This is a genomic window from Streptomyces sp. NPDC046303, from assembly GCF_055588085.1.
The window spans coordinates 375,312-389,988 of the sequence record NZ_JBVJFA010000002.1 but is presented as its reverse complement, the minus strand read 5'-3'; the positions used below and the strand labels follow the sequence as shown (position 1 = coordinate 389,988).

Below are 14,677 nucleotides of genomic sequence, written 5' to 3'. Positions count from 1 at the left end.
TCCCCCCCCCCCCCCCCCCCCCCCCCCCCCCCCCCCCCCCCCCCCCCCCCCCCCCCCCCCCCCCCCCCCCCCCCCCCCCCCCCCCGCCCGGCCTCACGGCCTCACGGCCTACGGCCTCACGGCGCGCCGAAGGTCAGCGTCAGCTGCGGGGTTCCCTCCTTGGCCTGCGCCTCCGAGGACCACAGCCACAGGGCGTCCGTTCCGGCGCTGCTCAGGGCCAGGCCGTATCCGCCGCCGAGGGCCGCGGCGACGGTCTGGGTGTTCAGCCCCGCGGTGTGCATGGCCGAGCCGTCCGGGATCCCCGGGAAGCTGCCGAGCGCCGGACCGCCCAGGGCGGGGCGGTTGTTGTACGTCGTGCCGCCCTCGGTCCAGGATCCGGTGACGGGAACCACGGAGACGGTGTCCGCCGTACCGGCGCCGCTCATCGTGCTCGTCTTGACGCTGAGGCTCGCCGACTTCAGCACCGTGCCGGCGGGCGCGGCGGGCAGGTTGAAGCGGAGATAGCTGGCGTAGAACGAGGTGCCCCGCACGGCGAGCGAGCTCGAGCTCCCGTAAGCGGTGTCGGGGGCACCCGCGTTGGCGTAGGTGTCCTCCGCGGCGGTCACCTTCACCACCGAGTCGGCCGGGGCGGTGGCGAGGGCGTAGTGGTTCTGCACCTGCGCGGCGCTCAGCACGGTCGGGTAGACGGCGGTCTCGTCGAGCCGGCCGGCCCAGTACTCGCTCGTCGGACGGTCCGGCCAGCCGCCGAGGCTGTCGCCGCCGGCGTGCCAGTAGCCCGAGAAGTTCTCGTGCGTGGTGACGCCCAGCGTGCCCTTCGGCACGCCGTCCACATAGAGGGTCATCCCGCCGGGCCCCTGGGTGGCGACGGCGTGGTGCCAGGTGTCGTCGTTGTAGGCGGAGCCGGTGGTGAGGGTGCGGGTGGCGCCGGTGTAGACGCCGAAGACCAGCCGCCCGTCGTTGGTCATGTACAGGTGCTTGTCGTACTGGTTGCTGCCGCGCGACTGGTTGTTCCCGAAGCCGAACAGCTTGCCGCCGCGGGTGGTGTTCGTCTTGAACCAGGTCTCGATGCTGTAGGTGCTGCCGACGCTCTGGCGCTTGTCCCCGTACACCTGCGTGTCGGTGCCGTTGAAGCCGATCGCCGTGCTCGCGCCGGAGACCGCGCCGGGCGTCTGGCGCAGGGCGGGGGCGTTCAGGTGCACGCCGCTCTGGTTGCCGCCGTCCGAGGAGTCGGCGGCGAAGGGCAGGGCGGACTCGTCGTAGCGCCAGTACAGTTGGGCGCCGTCGGCGCGCACCTGGTTCGGGTAGCCGTCCACCGAGGTCGGGACCGTGACGCTCGCCGTACCCGAGGGGCCACTGGCGTTCCCGGCCGCGTCGGTCGCGGTCACCCGGTACGTGTACGTCTGGCCGGGGGTCACGGTGGTGTCGGTCCAGGAGGCCTGGGGGCGGCGGAAGAACAGGGAGTCGGCGGTGACCGTGGCGATGGGCGCGGCCGCCCCGTTGCGGTAGATCTTGTAGGTCAGCGCGCTGTCGTCGAGGTCGAGGCTGGTGCGCCAGCGCACCTGCGCCTCGCCGGGCTTGAAGCTGACGGCGCTCGCCACGGGCACGCTGGGCGCGCCGGTGTCCCCGGTGGACGCGAAGCGCGTCAGGCTCTGCTGCGCCGCCCCGTTGACGGTGGTGAACTCGCCGCCGACCCACAGGTACGAGACGCCGCCCTTGGAGCCGACGGTCATCACCCGCGGGCCGATGCCCTCGCCGATGCCGTCGTTCGTGTCGGGGGCCCAGCCCAGTTTCCCGGTTCCGCTGGTGGGCTGGGCGAGCAGGTGGTGGCGCTGGCCGTCGGGGAACTCGCCGACGCTGGAGCAGTCGTGGGCGTGCGAGGCGCTGTAGAGCACGCTCTGGTACGGGAGGACCGCCTGGGTCGCGCCGAGGCAGGTGTCGCGCCAGCGCTGGCCGAAGTCGGAGAGGTTCAGTGCGATCCGGCCGTCGAAGACGCCGCCGCCGGTGCCCTCGTTGGCGGTGTAGAACCCGGTCGCGTCGGTCGCGATGTCCTTGACGACCGAGTTGGTCTCGATGAAGCCGGGATAGGACGTGGTGAGCGCGCCGGTCGTGGCGTTCACGACGGCCAGCGCGTGCGTGTTCGTCCCGTTGACGGTGAAGAAGTCGCCGCCGAGGACGACGCCGGTGCCGTCGGGGGTGACCTCGACGGCGCGGCCGGGCTCGTCCGCGTTGGCGGTGAAGGGCCGCAGGGACCCGTCGGCCGCGTCGACGGCGGCGAAGCGTTCGCGCTTCTGGCCGGCGACGGTGAGGAAGTCCCCGCCCGCATAGACGGTGTCGCCGGTGACGGCGAGGGCCCGCACGGTGGCCGCGAAGGCGGGCCGGAAGGCGGGCTTCACCGTGCAGGTGGCCACGTCGATGGCGGCGAGACTGGAGACCGGCGTGCCGTTGACCGCCCCGAAGTAGCCACCCGCGTACAGCGTCTGCCGGTCGGGCGAGAGGGTGAGCGCGCGGACGGTGGCCGTGCCGGAGCCGACGGTGAAGGACAGCGCGCAGGAGGTCGGGGCGCCGGTGGCGGCGTCGAACGCGGCGAAGTTCACGGCCGGCTGCTCGCTGCCGGAGCCGCCGGCCGGCGGGCGTACGGCGGAGAAGGTGCCGCCGGCGAAGACCGTGCCGCCCGCCTCGGCGAGCGCCCAGACCACGCCGTTGGGCTGCCAGGTCGCCAGCGCGTCGGCGGTGAACGCCACCGGCGGGGTGATGGCCGCCGCCTGCGGGACGAGGCCGAGGCCCAGCCCGGCGCCGGTTCCGGCCAGGGACAGGACGAGAGCGGCCGCCAGTCGTCTGGATCTGCGCATGAACCCCCCAGTTCGGTGTGCCGGCGGCCGTGTCCTCGTGCCCGGCCGCCGCGTCATGGCCGGAAACCGCCGAACGGCGGGTTCGCGGCGATGCGTACGGGCGCACCCTAGGACGAATCGGCGTTCCGTTCACCCCCCTTGACGCAGCCGGTCACGTTACCGGCCGGTTCGGCGCCCGGGGGGAGTCACCCTGGCGAAACGGCCCCGCGCGGCGCCGCGTCCCTCTACGGTGCCCTGAGGTGATGGGCACGGCACCGGAGGGTGGAGGGTGGGGCGGATGGACGACGAAGAGGACATGCGGCTGGCGAGGCTGACCCCGGAGATCTCGCGCCGCACGCTCGCGATGCTGCGCGGCCTCGCGGGTCTGGAGCCGCCCGAGCAGGTCCCCGAGGACGCCATGGCCGTCACCGACGCGGTCCTGGCCGACTACGGCACCGACGGGCTGCGGGTCCTCGCGATGACGCTGGCGGCCTGGGCGACGGCGCAGATCGAGAGCGTCGCCGAGCTGAGCGGGCGCAGCCACGAGGCGGTGCTGGACGCCATGGAACTGGCCTGCCTGGAGGCGAACGCCGAGGAATAGCGGGCGTACGGAGTCCGCCGCAAGACGCACCGCCCGATCCGGTCTGGATCGGGCGTGCGTCGGCGACACTGGGGGTAGCAGTGCGCCGTGGGGGGTCGTGATCGGAGGCCGTCGTGAGCACACCTTCCCCCGTCCGGATGGCCGCCGTGCTGTCCACCGAGCATCGCGGCCGGCTGATGGCCCAGGCCCGTGAGGTCAATTTTCCCGAGGGCGCGAGGATCTTCGAGGAAGGCACCGGCGCGGAAGCCTTCTGGATCGTGCGCTCCGGCACGGTGACCCTGCAGCTCCCCGTGCCCGGCCGCCGCCGGCCGGCGTCCGTGGAGAACCTCGGTCCCGGGGAGCTGGTGGGCTGGTCCTGGCTGTTCCCGCCGTACGTGTGGCAGCTGAGCGCCGAGGCGATGACCCCGGTGCGCGCGTACGAGTTCGACGGCTCGAGCGTACGGATGCTCATGGACGCCGATCCCGCCTTCGGGTCCGCGATCGGCCACTGGGTCGGGCGGGTCCTGGCGCTGCGGCTGCACCAGACCCGCACGCGCCTCCTCGACCTGTACGCCCCGCGCGCCACGGCCGGCTAGGGGGTCAGGGCCGGGCCAGGCGGCGCAGTGACACCGCGGCCGTGGCGGCGGCGCAGACCACCGCCACGGCCGCGCAGGCACCTGCCGTGACGCCGAGGGCCTCCCAGGGCACGACGAGGCCGCTGCGGACGTCCAGCACGCCCAGGGCGGCCCGGATCCCGGCCAGGTTCAGCAGGGCCACGAGGGTGCCGAGGACCGCGCCCGCGAGGACGGCCGTCAGGGACTCCCCCGCGACCAGGCGCAGCACCTGCCACCGGGTCGCGCCCGCCATGCGCAGTGCCGCGAACTCCCGCGTCCGCTCGGAGGTGGCCATGAGCAGGGTGTTGGCGAGGCCGATGCCCGTGTAGAGCAGGGCGATGCCGAGCACCAGGAAGAAGCCCGCCCGGGTGGTGCGCTTGGTCTGGGGGTACTCGGCCGCCACCCACTCGTCCTTGGTGAGGACCCGGCTCCCGGCGGGGCGGGCGGTCTCGGCCAGGGCCGTGCGGACGGCGGCGGGGTCCGTGCCCGGGGCGAGCCGTACGTCGATCCGGTCCACGACTGCGCCGGGGGCGTTGGCCGGGGTGACGTAGGCCCCGTTGTCGCCGGTGCCGGTGCTCATGACGGCGGCGATCCGCAGTGTCTTGCGGGTGCCGTCGCCGAGCCAGACCTCGACGGTGGAGCCGACGGTGTGCCGCTCCCACTCCTCGGTGACGATGACGGAGCCGTCGTCGAGGTCGCTGGCCTCGCCCGCGGTGAGGGGCAGCTCCGCGGTCCGGGCGAGGGCCGCCGGGTCGGCGGCGCGGGCGTCGGAGCGGATCAGCGCCACGCCCTCCTCCAGGACGTGCACGGCGGTGGAGGCGGTGGCGGAGACCGCGGTCCCGGGTATCGCCTGCAGCCGCTCGACGGCGTCCCGGTCGAAGCCCCGGGCCCCGCCGGTGATCACGAAGTCGGCGGTGGTGTGCCGGCGGACCTCCGCGGCCTTGGCCTCGTTCAGGGTGGCGGTGGTGCCGAGGAGGGATCCGGCCAGGGCCACGGTGACCAGGACGGGCGCCGCGACGGCGGCCGTACGCCGGATGCCCGCGGTCGCGTTCTCCCGGATCAGCATTCCGCCGGCGCCGGGCAGCCGCGCCGGGAGCAGGACGGCGAGCCGGATCAGCGGTCGGACCAGCGCCGGTCCCAGCAGCGTGAAGGCGACGATGAGCAGCATGGGGCGGCTGGTGTACGTCTTGCGGTGGAGCAGGTCGGACGGGTCGGTGAGCAGTGCGTACGCCAGAGTGCCGAGGCCCGTCAGCAGCAGGCCCGCGCCGAGGATCCAGCGGGCCGGGGTCATGGCCTTGGTCTCGACGGCGGCCTCGCGCAGCGCCTCGAGGGGGCCGACCCGGCCGGCCCGCCGGGAGGCGGCGAGGACTCCGGCCAGGCAGACGAGCAGTCCGGTCCAGAAGGCCAGGTGGAAGGGCCAGGTGGCGTCGCCGATGGCGAACCAGGGCGGTGCGATGTCGGCCTCGACGGTGTAGGCGGCGAGTACGGGCGCCCCGTACGCCCCGAGGAGGCAGCCGGTGGCGGAGGCCGGAACGCCGAGGAGCAGGGCCTCGGCGAGGACCATGCGGCGGATCTGCCGCGGGGTGGCCCCTGCGGTGCGCAGCAGGGCGAACTCCTTGCGGCGGTGGGCCACGGCGAAGGCGAAGGTGGAGGCGACGACGAACACCGACACGAAGGTGGTGGTGCCGCCGGCGGTGCCGAGCATGGCGTTCACGGCGAGCAGGGCTTCGCCGTCGCGTTCCGGGTCGGGGTCGGCGTAGCGGCGGTCCCGGCCGGTGAGGACCCGGACCCAGGTGTCCTGTCCGGCGGCGGCCGGAGCGGTGGCTGGAGCGCCGGCTGCCACGGCCGCCCGTACGGCGGCGGGGTCGGCGGCGACGACGAGCTGGTCGACGGCGGGCGAGATGCGGGCGGCGCGGGCGTCGGTCCAGAAGACGGCGTCCTCGAAGCCGCGTCCGCCGCCGGGCGGGGTGAGGGTGCCGACGACGGTGGCGGGGCCGTGGTCGGTGGTCAGCCGGTCGCCGGGCCGGGCCCAGCCGGTGGTGGCGACCTCGCCGTCGGACTGCGGGGCCCGGCCGGCGGCGAGGGTGTAGGGGGCGAAGGCGGCGACCGACCACGGATGTCCGACCAGCCGCTTGGGCCCGCCGTCCGCGCGGACCGGGAAGGAGCGGTCCTCGGTGGTGGGGCCGAGCCCGGCCAGCCGCCGGGCCAGTTCGGGCGGGACAGGCCGGGGGTGTGCCAGCTTGCCGGTGCGGTCCCCGAGGGGGGTGGGGACGCGCAGGGTGTCCTCGCCCTTGACGACGACGGGGGCTCGGGCGAAGCGTTCGGGCCCGCGGGGCGGGGCCTCCAGGGTGGCGGCGAGGCCGAGGCCCATGGTGGCGATCAGGCCGACTCCGAGGGACAGGGCGAGGAAGCTGCCGACGAGGGTGGTCCAGCGGGCGCGCAGGGTGCGCAGGGCGATGCTCAGCACGGCGCGGCCTCCAGCTTCGTCATGTGGGCGGCGATCGCCTCGGCGGGGGCTCCGGTCAGTTCGCCGGTCAGGCGGCCGTCGACGAGGAAGACGACGCGGTCGGCGCAGGAGGCGGCCACGGGGTCGTGAGTGACCATGACGACGGTCTGGCGTTCGGTGTCGACCATGGCCCGGAGCAGGGTGAGGACCTCGCGGCCGGTGGTGGAGTCGAGGGCTCCGGTGGGCTCGTCGCCGAAGAGCACCTCGGGGCGGGTGATCAGGGCGCGGGCCAGCGCCACGCGCTGCTGCTGGCCGCCGGAGAGTTCGGTGGGCCGGTGCCGGGCCCGGTCGCCGAGGCCCACGCGGGCCAGGACCTCGCGGACCTCGGCCTGGGCGGGCCTGCGGCCGGCCAGGCGCAGCGGCAGCGTGACGTTCTGCTCGGCGGTCAGGGCGGGGAGCAGGTTGAAGGCCTGGAAGACGAAGCCGATCCGGTCGCGGCGCAACAGGGTCAGCTCGGTCTCGCCGAGCCGGGTGAGGTCGGTGCCGCCGATCGTCACGGTGCCGGAGGTGGGCCGGTCGAGTCCCGCCGCACAGTGGAGCAGGGTGGACTTGCCGGAGCCGGAGGGGCCCATGACGGCGGTGAAGGTGCCCGGGGGGAAGTCGAGGGAGACCCCGTCGAGGGCGGTGACGGCGTGCTCGCCGGAGCCGTGGACCCTGCGGACGCCGCTGAGTTGGATCGCGTGGTGTGCCATGCCTCAACCCAACCCTCGCGGGCGGTCCGGCACAGCGGGTCCAGACCGTGTCCCGGGGGTGGGGCAGGCCCTACCCCCGGGGGTGCCGGATCCCTCCTCGCGGGGCTTTGCGCGCAGGTTTCGCGCGTGTCTCCGGTCGGTGTTCGGCCGATTCGGCCTGCCGCTCCCGCACAGGTCAGCCGGTGCCGCACCGCTGCGGTCTGCACTCATCCGCACACGATCGGTGACGAAAAATGGGGGTGCGAACGGGCGTTCGCGGTCCGCTTCGGCAAGACTCTGTCCGCTATCCGAAACGCCAACCCAAGGGAGTGTTCGAAATGCGGTCCATCACCAGGGGTCTCGGGCTCGGTTCCGCCGCCATGGCGCTCACCGCGCTCACCGCGCTGGCCTGGCCCGGGTCGGCCGGAGCCGCCCCGTCCGGCACGGAAAGCCTGTACGCCCCGTCCGCGCTCGTCCTCGCGGTGACCGCCGGGGACGACACCGCGACCGGCACCGTGCTGCGCGCGGTGACGCTGGTGTGTGCGCCGACACCGGGCGGGACGCACCCCGACCCGGCCGCCGCCTGTGCCGAATTACGGTCGAACGCGCCCGGGTTGGACCCCCTCGCGGCGCCCGAGCCCGGCACCGCCTGCACCAGGGAGTGGAACCCCGTGACGGTGACGGCCGACGGGGTGTGGGAAGGCCGTCGCCTCGGCTACGCGTACACCTACGGCAACCCGTGCGGCATGCGCAACACCAGTGGCGCGCTGTTCGACTTCTGACGGCCGCCGGGTTGCGGGGACCGGCCGGGCGACCCGTCGACAGCCGCCCGGCCGGGCGACCCCCGCACCACCTCAGCCGAGTTCGAGGCTGGTGATGCCGTAGAGGCCGGCCAGTTCGAGCGCGGGGGCGGGGCCGGTGTACATCCTGGCGGTCTCGAACACCGGCGCCAGCCCGAGGGCCGCGCACAGGGGGGCGGCCTGCGGGTTCGCGTCCGGTACGTCCACGGACACGAGCCCGCCGGGCGCATGCTCCGCCAGCCCGCGCAGCAGGGTGGCCGCCACACCGGGGGTGGCCGCGTACAGCGGACCCGTCCGGAAGGCCCCGCTGGACGGGCGGATGACGCCGATCCCCTCGATCCGGCCGTCGCGGACGGCGGCCAGGGCCGTCCGGCCGGGCAGCGCGGTCCATGCGGCGAGGAAGGCGTCGCGCGCCTCGGGGAAGAACCGGCGGTCGTAGGCGGCGAGTTGCCCGAAGGGCAGCGAGGACGCGTCCACCACCTCGATGCCGTCCGCACCGGGCGCCACCCCCTGCGGCACGCCTTCGTGGCGGATGTTGTTCCAGGCATGACGGAAGCCGGACTTGCGGTAGTTGGCTTGCTGTTCCACGACCCCGTCCAGGCCGATGAGCCGCCCGTCGAGCCGCTCCATCGCCGCGCGCCACAGCCGGATGCCGTACCCCTGCCCGCGGAAGGCGGGGCGGGCGATGTAGAAGCCGATGAAACCGAAGCCGGCGCCGTAACGGACCGCGGAGATGCAGGCCACCGGTTCGCCGTCGAGCCGGCCGACGAGGAAGCCCTGCGGGTCGGCGACCGCGAAGGCGAACCGGTCCGAATCCCCCGGATTCCAGCCCTCCTCGTCGGCCCAGCCCCGGATCATCTCCATGTCTGCGGCGCTCGCGCCGGTGATCTCGAATCCCGTCATGCCGAATGTTGTAGCAGGACCGGCAGTTCGGGGTGGAGCGGTCCGCCGTACGGTGTCAGCCCGCGCAGATCACGTCGTCGACACGGATCGGCTGGGAGTCGAGGCGTACGTAGGCGGTGAAGGTGTCGGTGAGCCCGGCGTCCCAGTGGGTGGTGACGGTGGCCCAGCCGACCCCGGCCGACTGCGCCACGGTGACCGGGCCGACCACGATGGCCCGCGGCTCGTCCCGGGCGCAGAGCAGGACGTCGGCCTCGGGATGCTCCTCCTGCTTCTCCTTGAGCAGCTGCGACACCCGGGTCTTGCGGTCGTGCGGGGTCGGACCGTGCTGCCCGTAGAAGCCGGTGAGGAAGCGTCCGATCACGTCGGCGGAGTGCGACTGCGGGACCGGGGTGGCCACCGGCGCGGCGAGGGCGGGAACGGACGGCAGGACCACCGGCGCCGGCAGGGTCAGCAGGGTCAGCAGCAGGGCGCCAAGGCTGTACGGCTTGAGCTTCATGCCGGGTTTGTACCCGCCCGCGGGGTCCGAGGGGAGGGGCGGGGCCCGGATCTCACCCCTGTGGAGGGCGTGATGCACCGCAGACGGCCGAACGGGTGGCGCGGCCACCGGTCGCGTGCGCGGACCCTCGGGAGGCGCGCGGCCACCGGCTGCCGCGGGTAAAAGGGTCGCGGGCACCCGCGGCCCGTACGTAGGGTCGGATCATGGGAAAGCCGCTCGTCGCAGTGTTCAGTGGGGCCGGGATGTCCACCGATTCCGGGATCCCGGACTACCGGGGGCCGCAGGGATTGTGGCGGCGCCGGCCCGACGCCGAGAAGCTGGTGACGTACGAGTACTACATGGCCGATCCGGAGATCCGGCGCCGCTCCTGGCTGATGCGCGCCGAGATCGACGCGCTCCGGCCGCAGCCCAACGCCGCGCACCTGGCCGTGGCGGAGCTGGAGCGCGGCGGAACCCCGGTACGGGTCATCACGCAGAACGTGGACGGGCTGCACCAGCTCGCCGGGATGCCCGCCCGCAAGGTGTTCGAGCTGCACGGCACCGCCCGGTCGGTGGTCTGCACGGCCTGCCGCGCCCGGTCGGGCATGGACGAGGCGCTGGCCCGGGTCGCCGCCGGGGAGCCCGATCCCGCCTGCCGGGCGTGCGGCGGGATCCTCAAGGCGGCGACCGTGATGTTCGGCGAGCGGCTCGACCCCGAGGTGCTGGGTCAGGCGATGGCGGTGGCCAAGGGCTGCCATGTCTTCGTCGCCGTCGGCTCGACCCTCCAGGTGCAGCCCGCCGCCTCACTGGCCGCCATGGCGGCGGAGGCCGGGGCCCGGCTGATCATCGTGAACGCCGAGGAGACCCCGTACGACCCCCTCGCGGACGAGATCGTGCGCGAACCGATCGGAACCGCCCTGCCCAAACTCCTGACCCGGATCGCCGCCGCCCAGTAGCGGCCGTACTAGCCCGAGAACCCGTCGGCCGCCCGCCGCATCTCCGCCACGTCCAGCTTCTTCATCTTCATCATGGCGGCCGTGGCCCGGGCGGCCCGCTCCGGGTCGTGGTCGCTGACGAGGTCGATGGCGCCGGGCGGGATGACCTGCCAGGACACCCCGAACTTGTCCTTGACCCAGCCGCAGGCGACCTCCTGGCCGCCGTCCCGGGTCAGCGCGTCCCAGTAGTAGTCGGACTCCGCCTCGTCGGCGCAGTGGATCTGGAAGGAGATCGCCTCCGAAAAGGTGAACTCCGGGCCGCCGTTGAGCGCGACGAACTTCTGCCCGTTGATCGCGAACTCGACGACCATCACGTCGCCGGCGCGGCCGGGGCCCGCTTCGGTGTACCGGCCGATCCGGCCGCGCTCGCCGTCCTTGAAGACGGACAGGTAGTAGTCGGCGGCGGCTTCCGCGTTGCCGTCGAACCACAGGCACGTGGTGAATCCGTTGCTGCTCATCGCTGCCTCCGTGTGCGTGCGCGCGCTGCTTGCGCGCGTCCTCACATACGGACCGGCCCCGGGCCCGAAATTCATCGGTGGGCCCGGGGCCGGTCTGTGTTCGGCGGCGAAATCGCCCGTTCGGGCTACTTCGCGGGCTCGGCGCCCCTCGCGAGCATGCGGTCGACGACGCGCTCGGTGGCGTGGCCGTCGTCGAGGTCGCAGAACTCCTCGCGGAACGCGGCCCGTGCCTGCGCGTACTGCTCGCCGAGGGCGTCCGCGTTGCGAACGGCCTCGATCAGGCTCGCCGAGTCCGCCAGCAGCGGGCCGGGGGCCTTGGCCTCCAGGTCGAAGTTGAAGCCGCGCAGGGTGCTCTTGTAGTGCGCCAGGTCGTACGTGAAGAGCAGGATCGGCCGGCCGGTGAGCGCGAAGTCGAAGATCGCGGAGGAGTAGTCCGAGATCAGCACGTCGGCGACCAGCAGCAGGTCGGTGGCGTCGGGCCAGCGGGACACGTCGACGACGAACCCGTCGCGGACGCCCTCGCGGACCTGCTCGCCGACGTGGTGGTGGCCGCGGACCAGCAGGACGTGGTCCTCGCCCAGCTCGCGGCGGGCCTGCTCGAGGTCGATCCGCAGGTCGAGCTTGTAGCCGCCCGACCAGCCCTCGCAGTTCTCCCGCCACGTGGGCATGTACAGGACGACCTTCTTGCCCTCGGGCAGGCCGAGCCGTCGCCGGACCTCCGCGATGCGGTCCGCGTCGGGCCGTACGAGCGCGTCCGTACGCGGGGCGCCGGCCTCGATGACCTCGCCGTCGTAGCCGAGGGCGCGCTTGAGGAGCGGCGTCGCGTACGAGCTCGGGGACGCGAGAAGGGTCCACTGGGCACTGTCGTGTGCCAGCCCCTCCAGGATCTCCGGGCTCGTGTAGTAGTCGTGCACGAAGTCGTGGCCGATCTGCTTGATCGGCGTGCCGTGCCACGTCTGCACGACGACCTGCCCGGCGCGGCGCTCGAAGTGCTGCGGCACGTTGTCGTTGGTCACGTAGTAGCGGGCGCGGGCCAGCAGCTCCCAGCACTCCAGGCTGTCGTACTGCACGGCGCGTGCGGTCGCCGGGACCTCGGCGCGGCCGTCGCGGACCAGCCAGATGTGCTCGAGCTTCTCGCCGCGGCGCACCAGCTCCTCGTGGATGGCGCGGGGGGAGTCGCCGGCGCCGTTGCCCTGGAAGGTGTCGTAGACGACGACGTCCTTGACGGGCAGGGCGCGCTGGGCCGGATAGGTCTCGAAACGGGCGACGCGCTGGGCGTACCGCGAGCGGTCGTGCGGGCTGAGCAGCGGGTCGGCGACCAGCACCATGCGGTCGTGGAAGCGGGTCTCGACCCGCATCCGGCGGCCCTGCACGGTGAGCGGGTGGGGTCCGGCGAAGAGCAGGCCGGGGCTCATCTGCACGGGGGCACCACGGTCGACACCGAGCAGGCCCGCGGTCGTACCGCCCTGGGCCGCCGGGCGCAGGGTGGGCCACCAGCGGCCCTCGGGCAGCGTGGTGCGGCCCGCGTACGCCTCGGGGAGCACGGGCTCGAAGGTGGTCTCGAACGTGTCGCCGTCGCGGGTGACGGGGTAGCTGAACTCGACACCGTGCGCGTTGTGCACGACGAGTTCGTACGGCTCGTCGGTGGGCGCGACGAACCGGCCGCGCAGGCTCACGGTGCCGTCCTTGGCCTCGACGGCGTCGATCAGCGGCGGCGAGGGCTGCACGGAGAGGGTCAGGTGCCCGGTGTTGCCGCGCTTGGCGTAGAGGGCGCGGTCCGCGGCCCCGCCCGGCAGGGGCAGGACCAGGCCGGCGAAGCCGCCGCGCTCGTCGTGGGCCAGGCGGTGCTCGGTGCCGTCGGCGCCGACCACGGAAAGGCTCCAGGGCTCCGGGGTCCACTCACCGGGCTCGCACGGCGCGTCCGGTACGGAGGCCAGCTCGGCCAGCGGCACGCGCACCGTGAAGGGGGTCCGGCCGGCTGCGGCCGGACCGGTCTCGAGCGGGAAGGTGCGGGTGGTCTCGGTGGAGACGTGGACGGCGCGCAGGGTGGCGTCGGCTCCGACCGCGGCCGCGAGCTCACCGGTGATCTCGACGGCGTCGTCGCCGGCGGGGCGCACGTCCAGGGCGCGGGCGCGGACGATCTCCACCTGGATGGTCAGGGAGCTGGTGACCGCGGGGACGACCCGGACGTCAGGGGCCACCCAGTGCGCGGGCGGGTTGTTGCCGGTGTCGTGCTCGCCGCCCCTGAGGCGGGCGCGGTGCAGGCCGCCGGCCCCGGTCACGGCGACGGAGGTGGTCCATATTCCCTCGTGCCACTTGCCGCCCGACTGGAAGATCGACGGGTCGACGACGGCGGTGAAGCCGGCCCAGTCGGCGTGCCGCAGCGCGAGGTGCGGGGCCTTGACGGTGGCCATCGGGGAGGCGACCGTACGCGCGGAGACGACGGAGCGGCGGCGCTTGCCGCCCTCGCGGAAGATCAGCATCTTGCGGGAGCCGAGGCGGCTCTCCGCGCCGAGGTGGCCGGGCAGCGCGTAGCCGCGCAGGAGCAGCTTGCCGTCGGCCCAGGCGGCCTGTTCCAGACGGCTGACGACGCGGCGCTCGCGCGGGCCGAGGGTGAGGATCTTGGCGGGGACCGGCGGACGGCCGTGCAGGAACGGGTAGTCGGCCTGCGGGCGGGCGATGCCCTTGACCGGCACGCTGTAGTGGTAGTCGCGCTGGTGGTCCTGGAGCGCGATGAAGTCCTCGACGCGGCCTTCGCTGGCCAGGAAGGCCTTCAGGCGGTCGGCGACGGTCAGGTCGGACCAGGGGGCGGTGCCGATCTCGCGGATGAGGCCGCCGACCTCCTTGACGAACGCGGCGCGGAAGTCGGCGCCGCCTTCACCGACGTACTTGTAGATGAGCGGGAGCTCTTCGCTCAGCACGTTGTAGTCGTAGTCGCGCAGGTAGCGGACGTACTTGGCGCCCTGCTTGGCCTTGAGGGACTCGCGGACCAGGCGGACGGACGTCACGCGGTCGATGAGGGAGACCGGGTCGGTGGAGCGCTGGGTGATGGAGCGCTCGCCGGTCTCGCGGACGCGCCAGTGGTAGACGCAGTCGCTGAGGATGTCGACGCTGGTCGCGAAGTAGTGCGCGGGGATGCTGACCGGGGCGTCCTCGTAGAGGATGCCCTCCGGGTACTGGAACCCGTGCTCGTCCCAGAAGGTGCGCCGGTAGACCTTGTTCCATGCGGTGCGGTCGGTGACGAGCGCCGGGAACGTGGAGATGTGGGTCTTCAGCTGCGTCTTGGCGAAGGCGGCCCGGTGCCCCCAGGACTGCTGCATGCCGACGGAGCGGAAGCGCTTCACGTTGCCGCCGGCGAAGTCGGAGCCCGTCTCGTCGAGGGCTTCGATCATCCGCTGGTAGGCGTAGTCCGGCATGGTGTCGTCGCTGTCGACGAAGGCCAGGTACTCGCTGTCCTTGTGGGCGTGACGGGCGCCGACGTTGCGGGCGGCGCCGAGGCCGGCGTTCTCCTGCATGACGACCCGGAAGCGCTTGTCCCGCGCGGCGAACGCCTTGGCGATGACGGCGCTGCTGTCCGTGGAGCCGTCGTCGACGAGGATGGCCTCGAAGTCCGCGAAGGTCTGAGCGGCGATGGATTCCAGGCACTCGTCGAGGTAGAGCTCGACGTTGTAAACGGGGACGACGATGCTCAGGCGCGGGGGCATGGGTGGCGGGTTCTCCAGCGTTTTGGTGCTTTATCGATGATCAGCTACTCACAGCATCTTACTAGCTAGCGGAATCGCGAACTCCTCCGATACCGGTCATACCACGGCTGATCGCCGGGGCGGACGGCAAAGAATTCAGCCGC

At 73.4% G+C, this 14,677-nt stretch carries 11 protein-coding genes; 4 read left to right on the top strand and 7 right to left on the bottom strand.

Translation table 11 applies throughout. The features are described 5' to 3' along the window. Positions 1-116 precede the first annotated feature (116 nt). Positions 117-2,849, bottom strand: a complete 2,733-nt coding sequence (locus tag ACZ6I1_RS03505; protein WP_469282603.1) for a DNRLRE domain-containing protein — start codon at positions 2,847-2,849, stop codon at positions 117-119. Between the two features lie 277 nt (positions 2,850-3,126). Between ACZ6I1_RS03505 and ACZ6I1_RS03500 the strand changes: the two genes are divergently transcribed. Continuing rightward, the gene (locus ACZ6I1_RS03500) at positions 3,127-3,429 is read left to right on the top strand and encodes a hypothetical protein (protein WP_469282601.1); all 303 of its coding nucleotides are present in this window, start codon (positions 3,127-3,129) and stop codon (positions 3,427-3,429) included. A gap of 137 nt (positions 3,430-3,566) precedes the next feature. Continuing rightward, positions 3,567-4,004: a Crp/Fnr family transcriptional regulator gene (locus ACZ6I1_RS03495; RefSeq protein WP_469282627.1), complete on the top strand. Its 438-nt coding sequence runs from the start codon at positions 3,567-3,569 to the stop codon at positions 4,002-4,004. Positions 4,005-4,008: 4 nt separating this feature from the next. Here ACZ6I1_RS03495 and ACZ6I1_RS03490 read toward each other — a convergent pair whose 3' ends face one another. Together ACZ6I1_RS03490 and ACZ6I1_RS03485 are read right to left on the bottom strand one after the other, a co-directional pair. Then, positions 4,009-6,489, bottom strand: a complete 2,481-nt coding sequence (locus tag ACZ6I1_RS03490) for an FtsX-like permease family protein (protein WP_469282599.1) — start codon at positions 6,487-6,489, stop codon at positions 4,009-4,011. After that, positions 6,483-7,220: an ABC transporter ATP-binding protein gene (locus ACZ6I1_RS03485; RefSeq protein ID WP_469282597.1), complete on the bottom strand. Its 738-nt coding sequence runs from the start codon at positions 7,218-7,220 to the stop codon at positions 6,483-6,485. Before ACZ6I1_RS03485 ends, ACZ6I1_RS03490 begins: the two co-directional genes overlap by 7 nt. A gap of 317 nt (positions 7,221-7,537) precedes the next feature. Between ACZ6I1_RS03485 and ACZ6I1_RS03480 the strand changes: the two genes are divergently transcribed. After that, positions 7,538-7,981 carry a subtilase-type protease inhibitor gene (locus ACZ6I1_RS03480; RefSeq protein WP_469282594.1) on the top strand — a complete coding sequence of 148 codons (444 nt, stop codon included), beginning with the start codon at positions 7,538-7,540 and terminating at the stop codon, positions 7,979-7,981. A gap of 72 nt (positions 7,982-8,053) precedes the next feature. Here the strand turns inward: ACZ6I1_RS03480 and ACZ6I1_RS03475 are convergent, their stop codons facing one another. Together ACZ6I1_RS03475 and ACZ6I1_RS03470 are read right to left on the bottom strand one after the other, a co-directional pair. Next, complete coding sequence (locus ACZ6I1_RS03475; RefSeq protein ID WP_469282592.1) at positions 8,054-8,902, bottom strand: GNAT family N-acetyltransferase; 849 nt, start codon at positions 8,900-8,902, stop codon at positions 8,054-8,056. 55 nt (positions 8,903-8,957) lie between these two features. After that, positions 8,958-9,398, bottom strand: coding sequence for a hypothetical protein (locus tag ACZ6I1_RS03470; protein WP_469282590.1), 441 nt, complete (start codon positions 9,396-9,398; stop codon positions 8,958-8,960). A gap of 203 nt (positions 9,399-9,601) precedes the next feature. Here ACZ6I1_RS03470 and ACZ6I1_RS03465 point away from each other — a divergent pair, with 203 nt between their 5' ends. Beyond that, positions 9,602-10,333: an SIR2 family NAD-dependent protein deacylase gene (locus tag ACZ6I1_RS03465; RefSeq protein ID WP_469282588.1), complete on the top strand. Its 732-nt coding sequence runs from the start codon at positions 9,602-9,604 to the stop codon at positions 10,331-10,333. An 8-nt stretch (positions 10,334-10,341) separates the two neighbouring features. On the opposite strand, the gene ACZ6I1_RS03460 is transcribed toward ACZ6I1_RS03465, so the two are convergent. Together ACZ6I1_RS03460 and ACZ6I1_RS03455 are read right to left on the bottom strand one after the other, a co-directional pair. Then, on the bottom strand, positions 10,342-10,830 hold the full coding sequence (locus ACZ6I1_RS03460; RefSeq protein WP_469282586.1) for a VOC family protein: 489 nt from the start codon (positions 10,828-10,830) through the stop codon (positions 10,342-10,344). A 125-nt stretch (positions 10,831-10,955) separates the two neighbouring features. Beyond that, positions 10,956-14,534 (bottom strand): bifunctional glycosyltransferase/CDP-glycerol:glycerophosphate glycerophosphotransferase, encoded by a 3,579-nt coding sequence (locus ACZ6I1_RS03455; RefSeq protein WP_469282584.1) that lies wholly within the window; start codon positions 14,532-14,534, stop codon positions 10,956-10,958. Between the last annotated feature and the right edge of the window lie 143 nt (positions 14,535-14,677).

Bases quoted from the DNA above. Each gene is read 5' to 3' on its own strand.
- ACZ6I1_RS03505 (WP_469282603.1), bottom strand. From the start codon at position 2,849: ATGCGCAGATCCAGACGACTGGCGGCCGCTCTCGTCCTGTCCCTGGCC.
- ACZ6I1_RS03500 (WP_469282601.1), top strand. From the start codon at position 3,127: ATGGACGACGAAGAGGACATGCGGCTGGCGAGGCTGACCCCGGAGATC.
- ACZ6I1_RS03495 (WP_469282627.1), top strand. From the start codon at position 3,567: ATGGCCGCCGTGCTGTCCACCGAGCATCGCGGCCGGCTGATGGCCCAG.
- ACZ6I1_RS03485 (WP_469282597.1), bottom strand. From the start codon at position 7,220: ATGGCACACCACGCGATCCAACTCAGCGGCGTCCGCAGGGTCCACGGC.
- ACZ6I1_RS03480 (WP_469282594.1), top strand. From the start codon at position 7,538: ATGCGGTCCATCACCAGGGGTCTCGGGCTCGGTTCCGCCGCCATGGCG.
- ACZ6I1_RS03475 (WP_469282592.1), bottom strand. From the start codon at position 8,902: ATGACGGGATTCGAGATCACCGGCGCGAGCGCCGCAGACATGGAGATG.
- ACZ6I1_RS03470 (WP_469282590.1), bottom strand. From the start codon at position 9,398: ATGAAGCTCAAGCCGTACAGCCTTGGCGCCCTGCTGCTGACCCTGCTG.
- ACZ6I1_RS03465 (WP_469282588.1), top strand. From the start codon at position 9,602: ATGGGAAAGCCGCTCGTCGCAGTGTTCAGTGGGGCCGGGATGTCCACC.
- ACZ6I1_RS03460 (WP_469282586.1), bottom strand. From the start codon at position 10,830: ATGAGCAGCAACGGATTCACCACGTGCCTGTGGTTCGACGGCAACGCG.
- ACZ6I1_RS03455 (WP_469282584.1), bottom strand. From the start codon at position 14,534: ATGCCCCCGCGCCTGAGCATCGTCGTCCCCGTTTACAACGTCGAGCTC.